This is a genomic window from Pseudomonas sp. WJP1 (genome assembly GCF_028471945.1).
Lineage (GTDB): Bacteria > Pseudomonadota > Gammaproteobacteria > Pseudomonadales > Pseudomonadaceae > Aquipseudomonas.
The window spans coordinates 6215730-6236782 of the sequence record NZ_CP110128.1; the positions used below are offsets into that span (position 1 = coordinate 6215730).

A 21053-nucleotide genomic window follows, 5' to 3' on the forward strand; every position below is an offset into this window, starting at 1 on the left:
GCCGAACCCCGATAACATTCATCGGCCATGACGCATTGTCGATCTGGAAAAAACAACGTTAATCCTCAACTATTCCGGTGGGGTGAGACGCGGCCGCAATTTACTGTGGGCACGTCCTGCCGCGGCGAGTATAACGGCGAACTGCGGGGCGTTCGTCAGGGTCTTAATTCATACCGACTACGCTTCGTTTGGAAATAACCCAGGAGATTTCATATGCGTGTTCCCTTTCGCCTGATCGGCGGTGTTTTGGTCGCGACCCTGCTGACCCAGCTCACTGCGTGCGGCTCGATCTTCTACCCCGATCGCCGTGGCCAGATCGACGGCAAGATCGACCCGGCCATTGCCGTGCTCGATGCCGTGGGCCTGCTGTTCTACGTCATCCCCGGCCTGATCGCATTTGGCGTGGACTTCGCCACCGGCGCGATTTACTTCGCACCGGGCGAAACCGCACAGGTGGCGCCGGAAAAACTCAAGGAAGCCATCGGTGCCGACGGCAAGGTCGATAACCTCAAGCTGCAGACTATCCTGGAGCGTGAAACGGGCCGCAGCTTGCCGCTGGACGATCCACGCCTGATCCAGCACAAGGGTAGCGCCCAGCAACTGGCCATGTTCGGCCTGCATCCGGCCGCGTAATCGGGGCACGACAAGGAACATCCGCACCCATGATATCCAGCTCCGAACACGCCCGCCTGCTGCGGCTGGCGACCCGTGCCTCGGTGGCGGTGGCTTGCACGCTGATCGTCGCCAAAGCCATCGCCTGGTGGCTGAGCGGTTCGGTGAGCATGCTCGCCGGGTTGACCGACTCGGCCCTTGACGGCGTGACCTCGCTGCTCAACCTGCTGGCGGTGCACTACGCGTTGCGCCCGGCCGACGACGATCATCGCTACGGGCATGGCAAGGCCGAGTCACTGGCCGGCATGGCCCAGGCGCTGTTCATCGGCGGCAGTGCGGTGTTGATCGCGCTGCAGGCACTGGAGCGGCTCAAGCATCCGGAACCGGTGGGCGCACCGTGGATCAGCATCGGGGTGATCGTGTTCTCGCTGCTCCTGACCTTGGTGCTGCTGATGGTGCAGCATCGAGTGGTCAAAGCCACCGGCTCCAACGCGGTGCGCGCCGACTCCCTGCATTACCGTTCGGACCTGCTGCTCAATGGCAGCATCCTGGTGGCGTTGGTGCTCGCCGGGTTTGGCTGGCATCAGGTCGACCCCTGGTTCGGCCTGGGCATTGCCGCCTACATTTTCTGGAGCGCAGTCACGATCGCCCGGGAAAGCTTTGCGGTATTGATGGATGAGGAGCTGCCGGCGGATGTCAGCCAGCACATGCTGGAACTGGCCTGCAGTGTGCCGGGGGTATTGGGCGCCCATGATTTGCGCACGCGGATTTCCGGCAACCAGTGGTTTGTGCAGCTGCACCTGGAATTGCCGGGGGAATTGACCCTGTCAGTCGCCCACGGCATCAGCGACCAGGCCGCCGACGCGATTCACGCCGCCTACCCGCGGGCCGAAGTGCTGGTGCACGCCGATCCGCAGGAAGTCGTCAAAGCCGCCAGGGCTCAGAACGTCACCCGATAACCGCGACTGCCCAGGCAACCGCCCTGGGCCTGACGGTAGGTCTGTACCACCGCCGGGTCCGGTTGATAGGTATCGACCCGCGGGTCAAAACCACTCTGCTCGACCGCCCAACGATAGCAATCGTAGCCGTCCTGGTTGACCTGTTCCGGTGACTGGCCGTTGGCCGGATAAGCCTCCACGTCGTAGCCATTGCCGGTTGCCAACGGTTGGCCAGGCGGCTCGACCACCACGTAATCCTGGGTGCTTTCCTGATAGGCGTAGTAGGAACCGGCCGCGAGGAACAGCAACGACCCCCCGATCCAGACTTCACGAGCGTAATCGGGCAGGTACTGGATGCGAATCCCGCGTGGCGGCTGCACCACCACGTAACGCTGGCCCTGCGGGCGATACCAGTAGCCGCCGGAGTAGTAGTAATCGCGGCCACCATAGGGCACACGGTAGTCGCGGTCCGGGAAGCGCTCGATCACGTGCCCCGGATGATACTGCGGGCCGGGGCCCCAGCCATTGCCGTGACCACTGGGACGACCCTGCCAGTGGTTGTTGTCGTGGGACGGCGCACCGATATAGCCATTCCAGCGGGGGTCAGGATCGTTGCGCCGCGGCTCGTCCTGATAGTATCCACGCCGCGGCGGCTGAGTCTGTTGCACGGTGTCGGGTCGAGGCTGGATGGGCAGGTCATTGGCTGGCAGTTGCGGCGGTGGTGGCGGCGAGCGCACCCGGCTGTTGTAATCCGGCGCTGGACGGCTTTGCCATTGGTTGTTGTTCTGGTTTTGATTCTGGCCGTTGTGCTGATTCGGTTGCTGGCCATTCTGCGGGCGCGGCGGGTTGTTGCCGTCATGGCCCTGATTGTTGCCCTGATGCCCGCCGTCTCCGTGTTGTCCGCCATCGGGGCCGCGGTTCTGCGGCTGGTCGGCCAGCGCTTGCGCGGTGACACTGAAACACAGCAAACCAACACCGGCCAAACGCCAGATGCGCGATCTCATGCTTTTCCTCTATGCGGGTCAGGGCCTGTAGGTAAGACTGGAAATGCACAGGCCGGTTCTGCAACAGGTTATCAGTCGCGAAACTTATTTATTGAGGGCAGGCGCCAAATAGCGGGCAAGAAAAAGGGGAGACCCGTCGGCCTCCCCTTGAGAACTTCGTCCGTGCTCGACGCTTTTGACGTCGGCTCACCTCACGCCGTCTTCTGGACAGTGTGCAGCTCGGGGGCCAGCACATCCCCTGTGGGGGTGGCGACCGCGGCGGGCCTGATTCGGCGGGCCGCATTGGACTGTTTGTCCGAGCAGTGATTCTGGTGATAAGAATAGGCCTGGAGCGCCGGCAGAGGATTGCGAATATTGCTCAAATAAACATCACTTGCGCAATTTTTAACCCTGGATAGATAATCTGTCGCAATAGTTATGACAAGGGACCGTTTGATGAGCAAACTTGACCGATATGACCTGAGCATTTTGGCTGAATTGCAGCGCGACGCGCGCATCTCCAATCAGGAGCTGGCCGAACGCATCGGCCTGTCACCTTCCCCCTGCTCACGGCGGGTCAAGCAACTGGAAGACGACGGCTACATTACCCGCCAGGTCGCCCTGCTCGACCGCAAGATGCTCGGCCTGAGCCTGACAGCGTATGTTTTGATAGGCATGGACCGGCACACACCGGAGCGATTCGAAAACTTCGAAGCCGCCATCCGCACCTTGCCGCAGGTACTGGAATGCAGCCTGGTGACCGGGATGGATGCCGATTATCAGCTCAAGGTCGTGGTGCCGGACATGGACCATTACCAGAAATTGCTGCTGGGGCATCTGACGCGGATTGAAGGGGTGACCAGTGTGCGGTCGAGTTTTGTGTTGAATCAGGTTTTGAACAGCACTGAACTGCCTTTGACTCATCTGCGTAGCTGAAACCGCCATCGCTGGCAAGCCAGCTCCCACAAGGTTTTGTGTCGATCGCCATATTGTGCCCGACACGAAGCCCTGTGGGAGCTGGCTTGCCAGCGATGGGGCCGGCACAGGCGACGAATAGCTGCGACACACTGCCGCAGATCAACTCGCAGCCAATATCCATTGGCGTATACTCGCCGCGCCCTTTTAGCCTCGCCCGCGCGGAGATGTTCAATGGATCCTGCAATTTTCGAAGAGTGGATGATGACCGGCCTGGTCAGCATCCTGATCATTTTCATGGGTTTCATCGTCTGGGATCTGGCGAAAAAGTCCAAGGCCGGACGCTTCGGCTCGTTCATTCTGTTTTTCGTGCTGGGCCTTGGCGTTGCTGCATTTGTGATCAAAAGCGTGGTCATTGGCCTGATCGAAACCGGCACTTTATAAGCGCGCTGGCACTTCCTTCCACTGGCCCTGATCGAGCCCTTCGATCGTCCAGTCGCCGATCCTGACCCGCACCAACCGCAACGTCGGCAGCCCGACTGCCGCCGTCATGCGCCGAACCTGCCGATTGCGACCCTCGCGAATCACCAGCTCCAGCCAACTGGTCGGCACGCTTTTACGAAAGCGTACCGGCGGGTTGCGTGGCCACAACTGCGGTTCATCCAGTTGCCGCGCTTCGGCAGGCAGGGTCATGCCATCGTTCAATTCAACACCGTCACGCAAGCGCTGCAACTGCTCGGCGCTCGGCTCGCCTTCGACCTGCACCCAGTAGGTCTTGGCCAGTTTGTGCTTGGGGTCGGCGATCCGCGCCTGGAGCTGGCCATCGTTGGTCAATAGCAGCAAGCCTTCGCTGTCGCGGTCCAGACGTCCTGCCGGGTAGATCCCCGGTATCTCGATAAAGTCCTTGAGCGTCGCCCGCCCTTCGCCGTCGCTGAATTGCGTCAGCACATCGAACGGTTTGTTGAACAGAATCAGTTTCGGCTCGGCAGGTGGTGCCTTGGCGACACGGCGCGGGGCTGAAGGAGATGGCTTCGCGCCGGGGCGGCGGGAAACGGGACGTTGAGGACGGGACATGGCGAAGAAAACATCTAACGGTCAGGGCTGACAATGCTAGTGCCCTGACCGCTAAATGACCATCGCGAATCAGCGGAACGGCGGCTCGTCGAAGCTGCGCAGTTTACGCGAGTGCAACGAGTTGAGCTCGGTGCGCAACAGATCCACGGCTTCGATACCGATTTTCAAGTGCTGGCTGACCGCGCGTTCATAGAAGGCGTTGGCCGAACCTGGCAACTTGATCTCGCTGTGCAAGGGTTTGTCCGACACGCAGAGCAGCGTGCCGTAAGGCACCCGCAAGCGGTAACCCTGGGCCGCGATCGTGCCGCTCTCCATGTCCACCGCCACGGCACGGGACAGGTTGATCAGCGGCCGCTCCTGGGCCCAGCGCAGCTCCCAGTTACGGTCGTCGTAAGTCAGTACGGTACCGGTGCGCAGGCGCTTTTTCAGCTCGTCGCCCTTCTCGCCGGTGATGTTGGCCGCCGCCTGCTGCAGTGCAAGCTGCACTTCGGCCAGGGCCGGAATCGGAATGTTCGGCGGCACCACCCGGTCGAGAATTCCGTCACGGCGCATGTAGGCGTGGGCCAGCACGTAGTCGCCAATGGTCTGCGACTGGCGCAGACCGCCGCAGTGGCCGATCATCAGCCAGCAATGCGGACGCAGCACCGCCAGGTGGTCGGTGATGTTCTTGGCGTTTGACGGTCCGACGCCGATATTGACCAGGGTCACGCCGTGACCATCGGTGGCGATCAGGTGGTAGGCCGGCATCTGGTAGCGATGCCAGACCACACCCGCGGCAATCGCCGAGGCTTCGCCGTGATCCATGCTCTTTTCGATGATCACATTGCCCGGCAGCACCATGCGCACGAAGCGCGGGTCTTTGCGCAGTTGCTCCAGGCCATGGACGATGAACTGGTCGACGTAACGGTGATAGTTGGTCAGCAGGATCCAGGGCTGCACATGCCGCCAGTCGCTGCCGGTGTAATGCACCAGCCGGCGCAGGGAAAAATCAACCCGGGCGGCATCGAACAGCGCCAAGGGCAGCGGATCGGTGTTTTCCCAATCGTACAAGCCGTCGGCAATGCCGTCGGTCGCCGCCGACAGGTCGGTACTCGGGAACACCCGCGCCAGCACGGCGGCGGTGACACCGGAACCGGCCAACTCGTCGCCCTGTTCGACCACGTATGGATAAGGAATGTTCTGCTGGCTGACACCGACCTCTACGGTCACGGTGAAGTCGTGCATCAACGGCACGAGTTGCTCCAGCAGGTATTTACGGAAAGCGGCGGGATGGGTGACGGTGACGCTGTAGGTGCCCGGCAACTGGACCTTGGCGTAGGCGCGCGTGGTCTGCGGGACTTCGCCCTGGCAGTGGTAGGTCAGACGCAGTTCGGGATAACGAAACATCGCCCGTTGCTCGGCGTCCGGCTCGACACGATCCTTGAGATAACGCTTGAGCGCCTGGCTCAGCGCGGTGGTTGCACGATTGTGCAAGAGCGCAAGCCGGTCTACAGCTTGCTCGGCGGTTTGAACGACAATAAAAGCTTCGGTCACGATCAGCATCCTGTGTTCTGACTTGCAGGCCTTCATCTTGCCTGTATCGTCGCTTCACGGGAACAGTGGTGACACAAATGCAAGATGCACCGCATCTCCACTGTGGGAGCGAGCCTGCTCGCGAAGGCGATGGCACATCCAATATCGATGTGGCTGACAGACCGCTTTCGCGAGCAGGCTCGCTCCCACAGGGGACGGTGTCATTCAGAATCCTTGGGGTGTGGATCGCGCCACTATCGCCTCCACATCCACCCCTCGCGGCAACGCACCGTACACCCGACCGCCACCACTCAGCCGACTGGCGATAAACCCGTCACTCACCGCCACATTCCCCGCCTCCAGCAACAGCTTCGCCTGTAACCCAAGGGCGATGTCTTCGGTCAACTGCCGGGCACGGTATTGAATGTCGTCGGTATCCTTGAAGGCTGCCTGCAATTGCTTGATGTGCGCGGCCAGGCGTTTGTCGCCATGACCATCACCCAGTTCGCTGAACAGCGCATCGAGCACACCCGGTTCCTTGGACAGGGCGCGCAGCACGTCGAGGCATTGCACGTTACCGGAGCCTTCCCAAGTCGAGTTCACCGGTGCCTCGCGGTAAAGGCGCGGCAGGATGCTGTCTTCCACGTACCCCGCTCCGCCCATGCATTCGGCGGCTTCGTTGATCATGGCCGGCGCGCGTTTGCAGATCCAGTATTTGCCCACCGCCGTCACCAGCCGGGCGAACTTGGCCTCCTGCGAGTCGTCCAGATGATCGAGCGCCCGGCCCATGCGCAGGCTCAAGGCCAGGGCGGCTTCGCTTTCCAGCGCCAGGTCCGCCAGCACGTTCTGCATCAGGGGCTGTTCGCTGAGCAACTTGCCGCCAACCTGGCGGTGGGCACAGTGATGGCTGGCCTGGGTCAGTGCCTGGCGCATCAACGAACTGGAGCCGACCATGCAATCGAAACGGGTCATGGCGACCATCTCGATGATCGTCGGCACGCCGCGCCCTTCCTCACCGACCATCCACGCCAGGGCACCGCGAAACTCCACTTCGCTGGAGGCGTTGGAACAGTTGCCGAGTTTGTTTTTCAGGCGCTGGATGTAGAACTGGTTGCGCGTGTCGTCCGGACGATGCCGCGGCAGCAGGAAACAGGTCAGCCCCTTGTCCGTCTGTGCCAGTGTCAGGAAGGCATCGCACATGGGCGCCGAACAGAACCACTTGTGCCCCACCAGTTCGTACGCCTGGCCAGGGCCGCTGGCGCCCACCGGATAAGCCTTGGTGGTGTTGGCGCGGACATCGGTGCCACCCTGCTTCTCGGTCATGGCCATGCCGATCGTGACGCCGGCCTTGTGGGCCATGCCGACATTGCGCGGGTCATACTCGGTGGACAGGATCTTCGGCAGCCATTGATCCGCCAGGTCCGGTTGCAGGCGCATTGCCGGGACGCTGGCGAAGGTCATGGTCAACGGGCAACCGCTGCCGGCTTCGGCCTGGCTATGCAGGTAGGTCATGGCGGCCCGGGCGACATGCGCGCCGGACTGCGGGTGCGTCCAGGGCAACGAGGTCAGGCCATGCTCGATCGCCGCGCGCATCAGCTCATGATAGGCCGGGTGAAATTCCACCAGGTCGATGCGATGCCCATAGCGGTCATGGCTGCTGAACACCGGCTTGTTCTGATTGGCCAGGAACCCCGCCGCCATCAGTGGTCCGCCGGCGAGAGCGCCGTACGCGTCGATCCGCGATTCGGCCCAACCGGCCCCGAAACGCCGCGCCCACTCCTGCAGCGGCAAGTCGATGCGATACAGGTTGGCGCCGTCCAGCGAAGGCGGCTGGTTGGTGACTTCGTGGGTTTCGGCGAACTGATGCAGGTTCATGACAGGGCTCCTTTGCTCAGCCAAGGGACTTTCAGTTAAGCACCGCCCCCTGGCCGATCAAAGTGTCATATCTGCCTAACTGTCGGCGCTTTCGCCCTGCTCGGAACAGAGCACTCGACGATAGAGCGCGACCTGCAATTCCTCGAATTTCACCGGCTTGCTCAAATGGTCAATCATCGCGCCGCTCGGGCAGCGTTCCAGGTCAGTACCCAGGGCGATCATGAACACTGGCACTTGCGCACAACCGGGCAACGCCCGGATCTGGCAGCACAGGGAAACACCGTCCAGGACCTGCAACTGACCATCGACCAGCACCGCATCGAAGGTTTCGCGCTGCAGAAATTCGAGCGCGGCCGGGCCGCTGTCGGCCGTGCGCACGCGGAAGCCGAGCTTGAGCAACATGCCACGCATCACCAACTGATTGACGTTGTTGTCATCCACCAGCAATACGCTGCAATCCTGAGGCTGGCGCTGTGGTGACAATTGCCGCGGTGCGAGCGGCGCGGCAGGTCGCTGCGGTGTCGCAATGTCAAACTCGACGTCAAGCTGGAAGCGGCTGCCGCGCCCAGGCTCGGAGCGGTGTGTCAGGCGTCCGCCGAGCAGCTCCACCAGTTGCCGGCAGATGGCCAGGCCGACGCCCAGGCCGCCGTACTCGCGCGTCATCGAACCATCGAGCTGGAAGAAGCGCTGATACATCGTCGCCTCCCCAAGGTCGGTGAAGCCGATACCGGTGTCGATCACCGCAAAGGACAACGCCATTCGCTCGGCATTGACTGTTTTCCCCGTGACCCGCAGCGCCAGCCCGCCGACCCGGGTGAACTTGATGGCGTTATCCAGCAGGCACTCCAGGCATTGCGCCAACTTGGCACTGTCGCCGTGCAGGCGATCCGGCACACCCGGCGCCACGTCGACCTTGAAGTCCAGCGACTTGCTCGAGGCATTGCCGTAGAACTGGGCGCGCAATGCCTCCACCACAGTGCGCAAGCTGAAGGTGGCCGGGGAAGCCGTGAGCTTGCCTGCCTGCAACTCGGTCAGGGTGAGAATGCCATTGACCATGCGCATCATGTCCCGCGCCGATCCCGCGGCCGTTTGCTGATATTGCTCCAGCTCAGGGTCCATCTCGACGGTCTGCATCAGCTCCAGCGAACCGATCACGCCATTCATTGGCGTGCGCAATTCGTGGGTCAGGGTGGCGAGGAATTCGTCCTTGAGCTTGTTGCTGTGTGCCAGTTGCTGGTTGAGCGCCTCAAGCTTTTGTCCCGCGTCGAGCAGGGTTTGCGCCTGCTGTTCGCGCATGGCGTTGATGCGATCGGCCAGGGCCATGGACAGCAGCGCCACTTCGATGGCCGAGCCAATCTGGCTGGAGTACATGGTCAGGAACACATTCGGCAGGTAACCCAGCACCATCAACGTATTGATGATGCCGCCGAGCAGAAACGCCGACCAGGCAATGATGAAATAGCGCGCGACCCGCAACCCGCGCAGCCAGGCAAAAATCCCCGCGGCAAAGATCACCACCGTGAAGGTCAGTGCCAGGGTCGTGGCCAGGCGCAAGGCCAGGGCATAGCTGGTCATCAGCGACAACCCGACCACCAGCGCGCTGAATGCCACCAACGCCAGCAGCAAACGATCCATCCAGCGGCTGAGGGTGGCGGTCTGCAGGAAGCTGCGGGCGAACTGGCTACCGAACAATCCGGCACAACCGATGAAAAAAGGCGTCGAGGCGTTGGCCCACCAGGGATTGTCCGGCCAGAAGTACTGCACGGCGGCGCCGTTCACCGACAACTGATACAAGCCGAACGAGGCGATGTAGAAGATGTAGTAGAGATAGCTGGTATCGCGCACGCTGAGGTAGATGAACAGGTTGTAGACCAGCATCCCCAGCAATACACCGTAGATCAGCCCCAGGACATAGAGGCGCACCGGCTGGTCTTCGAGATACGCCGTACTGGACCACAACGTAACCGGCGCCTGGATCGACCCCTGGCTTTGCAGGCGCAGGTACAGGGTTTGCTCTTGGCCAGGGGTAAAATTCAGCGTGAACAGGTAGTTGTTCTGGCGGATTTCGCGACTGGCAAATGGCAGGGCGTCGCCGGTTTGCCTGGCCAATTGATAGTTGCCGCTCGCATCAGGCAGGTACAGATCCAGGTGATCAAGCGGTGGGTAAGCCAACTCCAGCAGCCAGGTCTGTTGCGCAGCCGGGTTTGAGGGGAGGTAATGCAGATCGATTTTCAGCCAGAACACCGAGCGCGAATAACCGGCGTTGAGGGTGGCTTTATCATGCGCCTTGAAGTTGCCGGCCGCCGCCTGCGCACGAATATCCGCGACAGTCGCCTGACCGCCCACGTCTTCGAACACCTGCAGGTTTCGCCCGAGGGGAAGGCTTTGGGTGAGTTCATTGAACTCAACGGCGTTCGCCAAGAGGGGCAAACACAACATAAACATCAGCAAATAGCGCATCTATGCCCCAGCGTGGCCTGTCCGGTCCTGTCAGGAAGCCCCCCATTCCTTTTGAGCAGACGTAAAACCGGTGATACCTGTTATTGGTTTGGATCCACTCTAGCATAGCCGTTGATGGCTAAAGAGCACTACCAAAATTTTTGCGGAAAAGGCTCTAGAACGGGCGTTCCAGCGGTAATTACTGAGTTAGAGCTGTTTGCCTGAGGAAAAAGAGCAAAAGATCACCGCCTTCGGTCGATCTTTTGCCTGTCGCGCAGCGGGCTTCGAAAAAAGATGTTTGGTGGTAAGCTCGCGCACCATGAATATCTACAGCTCTCGCCCCGTTGTCCTCTGTCTCTCCGGCCACGACCCAAGTGGTGGCGCCGGCTTGCAGGCAGATATCGAAGCCTTGCTCGCTCAGGGTTGCCATGCGGCTCCGGCCGTCACCGCCCTGACCGTGCAAGACACCGTCAATGTCACTGATTTTCGCGTGCTCGACCGTGAGTGGGTGCTGGCCCAGGCCAATGCCGTGCTCAACGATTCCGAAGTCGCGGCGGTCAAGCTCGGCATGCTCGGCTCCCTGGAAATGGTCGACACCGTGGTCGAGCTGCTTTCGGCGCACCCGCACTTGCCGGTGGTCTGCGACCCGGTGCTGCGCGCCGGCGGTGGCGGTCGCCTGGGCAAGGACGAAGTCGGCTACGCCATGCGCGAACGCCTGCTGCCGCTCTCGATCATCGCCACCCCCAACCTTCCCGAAGCCCGTATCCTCGCCGAACTGCCTGAAGGCACCGCGGACGAGTGCGCTGAAAAACTCCTGCCGTTCGTCAAACACCTGCTGATCACCGGCGGCCATGGCGACGAAACCGAAATCCACAACCGCCTGTACAGCCGCGACGGCTTGCGCGAAACCTACACCTGCCAACGCCTGCCCGGCAGCTATCACGGCTCTGGCTGCACCCTGGCCAGTGCGCTTGCCGGCCGTCTGGCCCAAGGTGAAAACCTCGCCAGCGCCGTACAGACTGCACTTAACTACACGTGGCGCACCCTGCGCGATGCGGAGCAGTTGGGCAAAGGCCAGTTCGTGCCACGCCGCCTGCCACTGGACTTCTGTTCGTAACTATCTACTAGCACTGGGTGAGGCTTGCTTGATGAAACTACGTGGCCTGTACGCCATCACCGACAGCCAGTTGCTGGCCGGTAAATTTCTTTCGTACGTGGAGGCGGCGCTGGAAGGCGGCGTCACCCTGCTGCAATACCGCGACAAGAGCAGCGATGAAGCCCGTCGTTTGCGTGAGGCCGAGGCCCTGCGCGATCTGTGCGAACGCTACAAGACCCGGTTGATCATCAATGACGATGCCGAACTGGCTGCACGCCTGAACGTTGGCGTACACCTGGGGCAGACCGACGGGCCGCTCACTCCAGCCCGTGCGTTGCTCGGCTCCAAGGCGATCATCGGTTCGACCTGTCACGCGCAACTCGAACTCGCCGAGCAGGCCGCCAAAGAAGGCGCCAGCTATGTCGCGTTCGGCCGTTTCTTCAATTCAAACACCAAGCCCGGCGCCCCGACTTGCAGTCTCGACCTGCTCGACCAGGCTCGCAGCAAATTGCACCTGCCGATCTGCGCGATCGGCGGCATCACCCTCGACAACGCCGCCCCGCTGGTGACCCACGGGGTCGATCTGCTCGCCGTGGTGCATGGCCTGTTTGGCGCCGAGAGCACGGCTGAAGTGACCCGCCGCGCCCGCGCCTTTAACGAATTACTGAAAATCTGATTTGAGAGCCCGATCATGTCTCGTTCCGAAACCCTGTTTGCCAATGCCCAGAAACACATCCCCGGTGGCGTGAACTCGCCGGTCCGTGCGTTCAAGAGCGTTGGCGGCACGCCGTTGTTCTTCAAGCACGCCGAAGGCGCCTACGTCACCGACGAAGACGACAAGCGCTATGTGGACTACGTCGGTTCCTGGGGTCCGATGATCCTCGGCCACAGCCACCCGGACGTGCTGGACGCGGTGCGCAAGCAGCTTGAACACGGCTTGTCCTACGGCGCGCCGACCGAGATGGAAACCCAGATGGCAGATCTGGTCTGCTCGCTGGTGCCGTCGATGGAAATGGTGCGCATGGTCAGCTCCGGCACCGAAGCGACCATGAGCGCTATTCGCCTGGCCCGTGGCTTCACCGGTCGCGACAGCATCATCAAGTTCGAAGGCTGCTACCACGGCCACTCCGACAGCCTGCTGGTCAAGGCCGGCTCCGGCGCCCTGACCCAAGGCGTGCCGAGTTCGGCGGGTGTGCCCGCGGCGTTCGCCAAACACACGCTGACCCTGCCGTTCAACGACATTGATGCGGTCGAGGCCATGCTTGCCGAAGTCGGCCAGGACGTGGCGTGCATCATCGTCGAACCGGTCGCCGGCAACATGAACTGCGTGCCGCCGGCCCCTGGGTTCCTCGAAGGCCTGCGGACCCTGTGCGACAAGCATGGCGTGGTGCTGATTTTCGACGAAGTGATGACCGGTTTCCGTGTTGCCCTCGGCGGCGCCCAGGCTCACTACGGCGTGACACCGGACCTGACCACCTTCGGCAAAATCATCGGCGGCGGCATGCCGGTGGGTTGCTTCGGCGGCAAGCGCGAAATCATGTCGCGCATCGCCCCGCTGGGTCCGGTATACCAGGCCGGTACATTGTCGGGTAACCCGCTGGCGATGGCGGCGGGCCTGACCACCTTGCGCCTGATCAGCCGTCCGGGCTTCCACGCCGAGCTGACCGACTACACCACTCGCCTGCTCGACGGCCTGCAAGTGCGTGCCGATGCGGCAGGCATTCCGTTCGTGACCACCCAGGCCGGTGGCATGTTCGGCCTGTACTTCAGCGGCGCCGACGACATCGTGACCTTCGATGACGTGATGGCCAGTGACGCAGCCCTGTTCGGCCGCTTCTTCCACCTGATGCTCGAAGGTGGCGTCTACCTGGCGCCAAGCGCTTTCGAAGCCGGTTTCACCTCGATCGCCCACGGCGAAGCCGAGCTGAAACTGACCCTGGATGCCGCCGAGCGCGCATTTGCAGCACTGAAGTAACGCCGTAGCGCTGACGCTGGCATTGCCGGCGTCAGCCTTCTCTCCTGCCCTTTTTCCTGCTCATCTGCTAATAATCCCCGTTAAGCGGGCGATATATTTCCCGCGCAGCAGAAAAACGAGTAAAGACTTTGTAAGGTTGGCCCTGCTTATTTCATAATGCGCGCTTATTGGATCCCCTCGATGGGTCCGCGCGCCCCTCAGAGGTAAGTCGATTCCCATGAACCGCACCGGCCGCGCCCTTTCACTGGGCTGCCTGTTGCTCCTTCAGCCCCTGCTCGCGCTCGCACAAGCAGGCGGTAACTCGTTGTTAATCCCAGCGATGGGTCGCTGCACCCTCAATACCCAGCCGCAAGACCTGGCCCAGGCACTGGCTGCCTGCCAGAAAGCGTCGGATGAAGGGGATGCCCAGGCGCAATACGAGTTGGGTGAGTTCTATTACGACGGCAATAACGCGCCACGCGACCTCAACAAAGCCCTGAACTACTTCGAAAAGGCCTCACTGCAAGGCCACGCCCAGGCCCAATTCAAACTCGGCACCATGTTCTTTCACGGCGAAGGCGTACCGGCCAATAATATCCAGGCGTATATCGTGCTGAAAATGGCGGCGGTCAACGGTGCGGAAGAAGCGCTGGACACCGCCGACGAAGTCGCCGAGAAAATGCCCCGCCAGGAACTGGAAGTCGCCACCCAGGTGCTGGGGCAAATTTTTCGTAAATACCTGATGGAATTGCAGAGCGCCGATGGGCGGACGCCGTTCGCGCCACTGCCCTAGGTTTGCATTGCCCTTTCGGGCGCCTTCGCGGGCAAGCCTCGCTCCTACAGCGAAGAAGTCGACTCGGTTCTGAAACTTACTTCTCAGGCATCGGCACCGGAAACGGCATCACATTGCCAACCGTGCCGCGGGCTTCGCTGATTTTCGGGGTGCCCAGGCGCTCGACCTCGTCGATGCGCACGATCGAATGCATTGGCACGAAACTGCGCACGACCCCTTCGAACTGGGCCTTGAGCTTCTCTTCGCTCGGGTCTACGACTACCTGTGTGCGCTCGCCGAAGACGAACTCTTCCACTTCCAGGAAGCCCCACAGATCGCTCTGATAGATCTGCTTGGCGTACATTTCGAACACCTGGCCCTGATTGAGGAAAATCACCTTGTAGATTGGAGCTTCACGTTTGGTCATGGCAGGCGAAACACATCGGGGGATAAAAATGAGGGCGCGAACTATAGCATAGCCGCCGGACGCGCAGCGGTAGGAACCTGACTGCATGTTCCCTATAATGCGCGGTTCTTTGAATCACGTGATGACTCTGTCCATGGCCAAGAAGCTTTACATCGAAACCCACGGTTGCCAGATGAACGAGTACGACAGCTCGCGCATGGTCGATCTGCTGGGCGAACACCAGGCCCTGGAAGTCACGGCGCGCGCTGAAGACGCCGACGTGATCCTGCTCAACACCTGCTCGATCCGCGAGCGCGCCCAGGACCGTGTCTATTCCCAGCTGGGCCGCTGGCGCGAACTGAAACTGGCCAACCCGGACATGGTGATCGCCGTCGGCGGTTGCGTGGCCAGCCAGGAAGGCGCCGCCATTCGCGACCGAGCCCCCTATGTCGATGTGGTATTCGGCCCGCAGACCTTGCACCGCCTGCCGGAAATGATCGACGCCGCGCGCATCAGCAAGCTGCCGCAAGTCGACGTCTCGTTCCCCGAAATCGAAAAATTCGACCACTTGCCCGAGCCGCGTATCGATGGTCCGAGCGCCTACGTGTCCGTGATGGAAGGTTGCAGCAAGTACTGCACGTTCTGCGTGGTGCCCTATACCCGCGGTGAAGAAGTCAGCCGCCCGTTCGACGACGTGATTGCCGAAATCATTCACCTGGCCGAACACGGCGTGCGCGAAGTGACGCTGCTGGGGCAGAACGTCAATGGCTATCGCGGTACGACCCACGACGGTCGACTGGCGGATCTGGCCGAACTGATCCGCGTGGTCGCGGCGGTCGATGGCATCGACCGCATCCGCTACACCACCTCGCACCCGCTGGAATTCTCCGACAGCCTGATCCAGGCCCACGCCGAAGTGCCGGAGCTGGTGAAACACCTGCACCTGCCGGTGCAATCGGGTTCGGACCGCATCCTCGCGGCGATGAAACGCAACCATACGGCGCTGGAGTACAAATCCAAACTGCGCAAACTGCGCGCTGCCGTACCGGGCATCTGCATCAGTTCGGACTTCATCGTCGGTTTCCCCGGCGAGACGGAGAAAGACTTCGAACAGACCATGAAGCTGATCCAGGACGTCGGTTTCGACTTCTCCTATTCGTTCGTCTACAGCCAGCGCCCGGGCACACCGGCCGCCGACCTGGCCGATGAAACTCCGGAAGAGCTGAAAAAAGAGCGCCTGAACGCCCTGCAACATCGCCTGAACCAGCAGGGCTTCGAAATCAGCCGACAAATGGTCGGTTCGATTCAGCGGATTCTTGTAACCGATTATTCCAAGAAGGACCCTGGCGAGCTGCAAGGTCGGACCGAGAATAACCGTATCGTCAACTTCCGCTGCGACAATCCAACCCTGATCGGCCAGTTCGCCGACGTGCACATTGACGCAGCGCAGCCGCATTCGCTGCGGGGCTCGTTGATCCAATAACAAATTTCGGAAACATTGAGGACCCTGTGGGAGCTGGCTTGCCAGCGATGAGGCCATCAACCCCGACAAATATGTCACCTGTTGAACCGCTATCGCTGGCAAGCCAGCTCCCACAGTGAATTGCATTGTTCTCGAGAATGGGCTTATCCATTTAAGAGCTTTCGCACCCGCGCCACTGGCGCTATCCTTGAATCATCACTATTGCCCCAGGGCGGCTAAATACGACCTTGAACGCACCCATCGAACCACATCGTTTCATCCTCGAGCCTTTTGAGGCTCGCCGCTTCGCTAATCTGTGCGGGCAGTTCGACGAACACCTGCGCCTGATCGAGCAGCGCCTGACCATCGAGATCCGCAACCGCGGAAACCAGTTCGAACTGATCGGCGAGCGTAAACACACCACCTCCGCGGAAAACCTCCTGCGCCGCCTGTACCGGGAAACCAAGGGTACCGAGCTGTCGCCGGACATGGTTCACCTGTTCCTGCAGGAATCGGCCGTCGAAGAGCTGGACAACCACTCGCCCGCCGACGCCTCAGTCGCCCTGCGCACCAAGAAAGGCATGATTCGCCCTCGTGGCTTGAATCAGGTGCGCTACGTGAAGGAAATCCTCGGCAACGACATCAACTTCGGCATCGGCCCGGCCGGTACCGGCAAGACCTACCTGGCCGTCGCCTGCGCAGTGGACGCCCTGGAACGCGAACAGATCCGCCGCATCCTGCTGGTGCGTCCGGCGGTCGAAGCCGGTGAAAAACTCGGCTTCCTGCCCGGTGACCTGTCACAGAAAATCGACCCGTATTTGCGCCCGCTCTATGACGCGCTCTACGAAATGCTCGGTTTCGAACACGTCGCCAAGCTGATCGAGCGCCAGGTGATCGAAGTGGCGCCATTGGCCTACATGCGCGGCCGCACGTTGAACAACAGCTTCATCATCCTCGACGAAAGCCAGAACACCACGGTCGAACAGATGAAAATGTTCCTGACCCGGATCGGCTTCGGCTCCACGGCCGTCATCACCGGTGACATCACCCAGGTCGACCTGCCTAAAGGCACCAAATCCGGGCTGCACCACGTGATTGAAGTGCTCAAAGATGTTCCGGGAATCAGCTTTACCCACTTCATGCCCAAGGACGTCGTGCGCCACCCGCTGGTGCAGCGCATTGTCGAGGCCTACGAGCGCTTCGAAAATCGTGCCGCCGATGAAGCGCCAAAGGATAGCCGACGCGATGCTTGAGCTTGATCTGCAAATCGCCACCCAAGCGCCTGCCCCCAGCGAAGCCGAGTTCCGCCAATGGTGCGAACTGGCCCTGCGCCAGCGCACCGCCGACTCCGAGATGACCATTCGCCTGGTCGACGAAGCCGAGGGCCGCGAACTGAATGACACCTGGCGGCAAAAGGACTACGCCACCAACGTCTTGTCGTTTCCCGCCGATGTGCCAGACGAGTTTCTCGACATCCCGTTGTTGGGCGATCTGGTGATCTGCGTGGCGGTGGTCGAGCGTGAAGCCGCCGAGCAGGGCAAGGAGCTCAAGGCCCATTGGGCGCATCTGGTGATTCACGGCTGCTTGCATCTGCTGGGTTACGACCATATAGATGATGACGAAGCCGAAGAGATGGAAGCACTGGAACGAACGTTGCTTGCTGAACTGGGCTATCCCGATCCGTACGCGGACGACGAAATCGAAGTCCCCCCTACCGAAACGACAAAGGATTCAGAGTAATCGCTATGAGCGAAGATCGATCGAGCAACGGGCAGAAGTCTTGGCTGGGTAAGCTCACCCAGGCTTTTGCCCACGAGCCGAAGAACCGCCAGGAGCTGCTGGAGCTGCTGCGCGATGCACACCAGAACAAACTGCTGGACAGCGAAGCGCTGGCCATCGTCGAAGGCGCTATCCAGGTTGCCGACCTGCAAGTACGGGACATCATGGTCCCGCGTTCGCAGATGATCAGCATCAAGGCGACCCAGACACCTCGCGAGTTCCTGCCTGCCGTGGTCGATTCGGCCCACTCCCGCTACCCGGTGATCGGCGAAAGCCACGATGACGTGATGGGCGTGTTGCTGGCCAAGGACTTGCTGCCGTTGATCCTTCGGGAGAACGGCGACAGTTTCAACATCAAGGACCTGCTGCGCCCGGCCACCTTCGTGCCGGAGTCCAAGCGCCTGAACGTGTTGTTGCGTGAGTTCCGCGCCAACCACAACCACATGGCCATCGTCATTGACGAGTACGGCGGCGTGGCCGGCCTGGTGACCATCGAAGACGTCCTGGAGCAGATCGTCGGCGACATCGAAGACGAGCACGACGTCGAAGAAGACAGCTACATCAAGCCACTGCCCAGCGGCGACTTCCTGATCAAGGCCCTGACGCCGATCGAGAACTTCAACGAGTTCTTCGACAGCGAATTTTCCGATGACGAGTTCGACACCGTGGGCGGCCTGGTGATGAGCGCGTTCGGGCACTTGCCAAAACGCAACGAAATCACTGAAATCGGCACCTATCGCTTTCGCATCCTGAACGCCGACAGTCGGCGAATTCATTTGCTGCGACTGACGCCTATCGCCCGGTAAAAACCTAAGGATTGAAATGCGCTGGACAACCCGCCCCGGCTGGCCCGGTAACCTGCTGGCCGTGGCGGCCGGTGCAATCACCACCCTGGCCCTGGCGCCTTTCGATATCTGGCCACTGGCACTGCTGGCAGTCGGGCTTTTCTATGCCGGTTTGCGCGAACTGACTCCACGCCAGGCCCTGGGGCGTGGCTGGTGTTTCGGCTTCGGCCTGTTTGGCGCCGGCACCAGCTGGATTTACTACAGCATCCATCATTTCGGTGGCGCGTCGGTGCTGCTGGCCGGCTTCCTGATGCTGATCTTCACAGCGGCGATTGCCTGGTTCTTCGCCCTGCCCGCCTGGATCTGGGCGCGCTGGCTGCGGCGCAACGAGGCACCGCTGGCGGACACCCTGGCATTTGCGGCGTTGTGGGTCGGCCAGGAAGCGTTTCGCGGCTGGTTCCTCACCGGTTTCCCATGGCTCTACTCCGGCTACAGCCAGCTTGATGGCCCGCTGGCCGGTCTCGCTCCTGTCGGCGGGATGTGGCTGATTTCCTTCACCCTGGCCCTGACGGCCGCATTGATCTACAACGCCATGCGCCTGGTGCGCACGGGGCGCAAAGGCTTCATCGCCGTGGGCGTCGTGCTGCTGGCAGGCCCGTGGGTGGCCGGCATCGCCCTCAAGCAACACGCCTGGACCAGCCCCTCCGGTGCGCCGCTGAGCGTCGCGGCGATCCAAGGCAACATCGAACAAAGCATGAAGTGGGACCCGGCGCAGCTCAACGCGCAATTGGAGCTGTACCGCGACATGAGCTTCAGTTCGAAACGGGTCGACTTGCTGATCTGGCCGGAAACCGCGGTTCCGGTGCTCAAGGAGTCTGCCCAGGGTTACCTGGACATGATGGGGAAATTCGCCGCCGATCGGGATTCAGCCATGATTACCGGCGTGCCGATCCGCGAAATGGTCCACCACGAGAGACGTTTCTACAACGGCATTACCGTGGTCGGCGAAGGTGATGGCACCTACCTCAAGCAGAAGCTGGTGCCGTTTGGCGAGTACGTGCCGCTGCAGGATGTGCTGCGTGGCCTGATCGCGTTTTTCGACCTGCCCATGTCGGACTTTGCCCGCGGCCCTTCCGACCAGGCGATGTTGCAAGCCAAGGGCTACCAGATCGCACCGTTCATCTGCTACGAAGTGGTGTATCCGGAGTTCGCCGCCGGTCTTGCCGCCCAAAGCGACCTGCTGCTGACCATCAGCAACGACACCTGGTTCGGCACGTCCATCGGCCCGCTGCAGCACTTGCAGATGGCGCAGATGCGCGCCCTTGAGGCCGGCCGCTGGATGATCCGCGCCACCAACAATGGTGTGACCGGCCTGATCAACCCGTTCGGCCAGATCACCACGCAGATCCCTCAATTCGAACGCGGCATCCTGTACGGCGAAGTGGTGCCGATGCACAACCTCACACCGTACCTGCAATGGCGTTCATGGCCGTTGATCATTGTGTGCGTGCTGTTGTTTGGCTGGGCATTGATTGCCAGCCGGATGGCCAAGACCGTTTAAACGCGAAGCCTGCAAAAAATCGCAGCCTGCGGTAGGCTGCGATCTTTTGATCTTCAGCGGTAGAAAAGCGAATACCCGATCTGCCCCGCCGCCTCATTCAGCAACTGCCCGCTACGCCAGATCGCCTTGAACTCCGGCATCCAGCCGCCCAGCGGTTCGGCGTTGTCCGCGCTCAAGAACCCCACCGGCGCCGGCACCACTTCAAAACCGGCCTTCTGAAAGCTCCAGACCGCTCGCGGCATGTGCCAGGCCTGGGTCACCACCACCACGCGCTTGATGCCTTCGGGCAACAAGACCTCGGCGCTGAATGTTGCGTTCTCCCAGGTGGTGCGGCTTTGCCCTTCCTGCCAACGCACCGCCACGCCGAAATCCTCGCGCAATGAGTCAGCCATCAATTTGGCCTCGGTTGGCGGCGTGCCGTAATGCAAACCGCCACTGGTCAGAATCGGCAAGCCCGAGGCCTTTGCCAGGCGAGCGGCATAGCGCTCGCGCTCCAGCGCCACCCCGGTGGGTTGATCACTGCCCCAGGCCAGGTCACCCCGCTCGCGCCCGGCCCCCAACACCACGATCGCATCGGCGCGCTGGGCCAACGTTGCCCATTCGTCGCGAGCCAAGGGCGCCTCACGCTCAAGTAGCTTGGCGCCCCACTGCACCGTGACCGGCAGGCTCATCAACCAGAAACCACCCACACCCAGGGCAAAACAGCAACTGGCAAGTCGGGGCCTTGAGCGGCGCCACCACCAGGCGAGCACCAGCAAAAGGATAAGGACGCCGGGTGGCATCAGAAGGTGTTTCACGAAATAACGGAAAGGCATCGGGCATCTCCTTAAAGATGCCCGAAGCCTAAGTGGGTTGACGCAATGCGACAATAAATACGGAAGGACTATGCT

Annotated in this window: 20 protein-coding genes; 13 read left to right on the top strand and 7 right to left on the bottom strand. The window is 61.3% G+C overall.

Going from position 1 to position 21053, the window contains the following annotated elements; all coding sequences use genetic code 11:
• The first annotated feature begins 213 nt into the window (after positions 1-213).
• Complete coding sequence (locus OH720_RS27975; RefSeq protein WP_272603657.1) at positions 214-633, top strand: polyribonucleotide nucleotidyltransferase; 420 nt, start codon at positions 214-216, stop codon at positions 631-633.
• 29 nt (positions 634-662) lie between these two features.
• The gene (locus tag OH720_RS27980; protein ID WP_272603658.1) at positions 663-1571 is read left to right on the top strand and encodes a cation diffusion facilitator family transporter; all 909 of its coding nucleotides are present in this window, start codon (positions 663-665) and stop codon (positions 1569-1571) included.
• On the opposite strand, the gene OH720_RS27985 is transcribed toward OH720_RS27980, so the two are convergent.
• Complete coding sequence (locus tag OH720_RS27985) at positions 1553-2554, bottom strand: DUF6515 family protein (RefSeq protein ID WP_272603659.1); 1002 nt, start codon at positions 2552-2554, stop codon at positions 1553-1555. The genes OH720_RS27980 and OH720_RS27985 overlap by 19 nt on opposite strands.
• 435 nt (positions 2555-2989) lie before the next feature.
• Here OH720_RS27985 and OH720_RS27990 point away from each other — a divergent pair, with 435 nt between their 5' ends.
• Both OH720_RS27990 and OH720_RS27995 read left to right on the top strand, forming a co-directional pair.
• Entirely contained in the window at positions 2990-3469 is a 480-nt protein-coding gene (locus tag OH720_RS27990) for an Lrp/AsnC family transcriptional regulator (protein WP_007894448.1), read from the top strand.
• 213 nt (positions 3470-3682) lie between these two features.
• On the top strand, positions 3683-3892 hold the full coding sequence (locus OH720_RS27995) for a DUF2788 domain-containing protein (protein WP_272603660.1): 210 nt from the start codon (positions 3683-3685) through the stop codon (positions 3890-3892).
• On the opposite strand, the gene OH720_RS28000 is transcribed toward OH720_RS27995, so the two are convergent.
• From OH720_RS28000 to OH720_RS28015, 4 genes are all read right to left on the bottom strand, one after another.
• Complete coding sequence (locus OH720_RS28000) at positions 3887-4522, bottom strand: pseudouridine synthase (RefSeq protein ID WP_272603661.1); 636 nt, start codon at positions 4520-4522, stop codon at positions 3887-3889. The two genes, OH720_RS27995 and OH720_RS28000, sit on opposite strands and share 6 nt — an antisense overlap.
• A 69-nt stretch (positions 4523-4591) precedes the next feature.
• Entirely contained in the window at positions 4592-6091 is a 1500-nt protein-coding gene (gene amn, locus OH720_RS28005; RefSeq protein WP_020798730.1) for an AMP nucleosidase, read from the bottom strand.
• 168 nt (positions 6092-6259) lie between these two features.
• A complete protein-coding gene (locus OH720_RS28010) occupies positions 6260-7909 on the bottom strand; it encodes an acyl-CoA dehydrogenase family protein (protein WP_272603662.1) in 1650 nt (549 codons plus the stop codon).
• Positions 7910-7984: 75 nt separating this feature from the next.
• Entirely contained in the window at positions 7985-10369 is a 2385-nt protein-coding gene (locus tag OH720_RS28015; protein WP_272603663.1) for a hybrid sensor histidine kinase/response regulator, read from the bottom strand.
• Positions 10370-10667: 298 nt separating this feature from the next.
• Here OH720_RS28015 and OH720_RS28020 point away from each other — a divergent pair, with 298 nt between their 5' ends.
• From OH720_RS28020 to OH720_RS28035, 4 genes are all read left to right on the top strand, one after another.
• Complete coding sequence (locus OH720_RS28020) at positions 10668-11465, top strand: hydroxymethylpyrimidine/phosphomethylpyrimidine kinase (protein ID WP_008052407.1); 798 nt, start codon at positions 10668-10670, stop codon at positions 11463-11465.
• Positions 11466-11496: 31 nt separating this feature from the next.
• On the top strand, positions 11497-12120 hold the full coding sequence (gene thiE / locus OH720_RS28025; RefSeq protein WP_272603664.1) for a thiamine phosphate synthase: 624 nt from the start codon (positions 11497-11499) through the stop codon (positions 12118-12120).
• Between the two features lie 15 nt (positions 12121-12135).
• Positions 12136-13419, top strand: coding sequence for a glutamate-1-semialdehyde 2,1-aminomutase (hemL, locus tag OH720_RS28030; RefSeq protein ID WP_272603665.1), 1284 nt, complete (start codon positions 12136-12138; stop codon positions 13417-13419).
• 217 nt (positions 13420-13636) lie between these two features.
• The gene (locus OH720_RS28035) at positions 13637-14191 is read left to right on the top strand and encodes a tetratricopeptide repeat protein (RefSeq protein WP_180204484.1); all 555 of its coding nucleotides are present in this window, start codon (positions 13637-13639) and stop codon (positions 14189-14191) included.
• A gap of 76 nt (positions 14192-14267) precedes the next feature.
• On the opposite strand, the gene OH720_RS28040 is transcribed toward OH720_RS28035, so the two are convergent.
• On the bottom strand, positions 14268-14597 hold the full coding sequence (locus tag OH720_RS28040) for a DUF1820 family protein (RefSeq protein ID WP_008066015.1): 330 nt from the start codon (positions 14595-14597) through the stop codon (positions 14268-14270).
• A 133-nt stretch (positions 14598-14730) separates the two neighbouring features.
• On the opposite strand from OH720_RS28040, the gene miaB reads away from it, so the two are divergent.
• From miaB to lnt, 5 genes are all read left to right on the top strand, one after another.
• Positions 14731-16059: a tRNA (N6-isopentenyl adenosine(37)-C2)-methylthiotransferase MiaB gene (miaB, locus tag OH720_RS28045; RefSeq protein WP_032832166.1), complete on the top strand. Its 1329-nt coding sequence runs from the start codon at positions 14731-14733 to the stop codon at positions 16057-16059.
• 227 nt (positions 16060-16286) lie between these two features.
• A complete protein-coding gene (locus tag OH720_RS28050; RefSeq protein ID WP_008066010.1) occupies positions 16287-17291 on the top strand; it encodes a PhoH family protein in 1005 nt (334 codons plus the stop codon).
• Positions 17284-17778, top strand: coding sequence for an rRNA maturation RNase YbeY (ybeY, locus tag OH720_RS28055; protein ID WP_272603666.1), 495 nt, complete (start codon positions 17284-17286; stop codon positions 17776-17778). Before OH720_RS28050 ends, ybeY begins: the two co-directional genes overlap by 8 nt.
• Before the next feature lie 5 nt (positions 17779-17783).
• Positions 17784-18623: an HlyC/CorC family transporter gene (locus tag OH720_RS28060; RefSeq protein WP_008066006.1), complete on the top strand. Its 840-nt coding sequence runs from the start codon at positions 17784-17786 to the stop codon at positions 18621-18623.
• A gap of 16 nt (positions 18624-18639) precedes the next feature.
• Positions 18640-20163, top strand: a complete 1524-nt coding sequence (gene lnt / locus OH720_RS28065; protein WP_272603667.1) for an apolipoprotein N-acyltransferase — start codon at positions 18640-18642, stop codon at positions 20161-20163.
• Positions 20164-20216: 53 nt separating this feature from the next.
• Here lnt and OH720_RS28070 read toward each other — a convergent pair whose 3' ends face one another.
• Positions 20217-20978, bottom strand: coding sequence for a YdcF family protein (locus tag OH720_RS28070; RefSeq protein WP_272603668.1), 762 nt, complete (start codon positions 20976-20978; stop codon positions 20217-20219).
• Between the last annotated feature and the right edge of the window lie 75 nt (positions 20979-21053).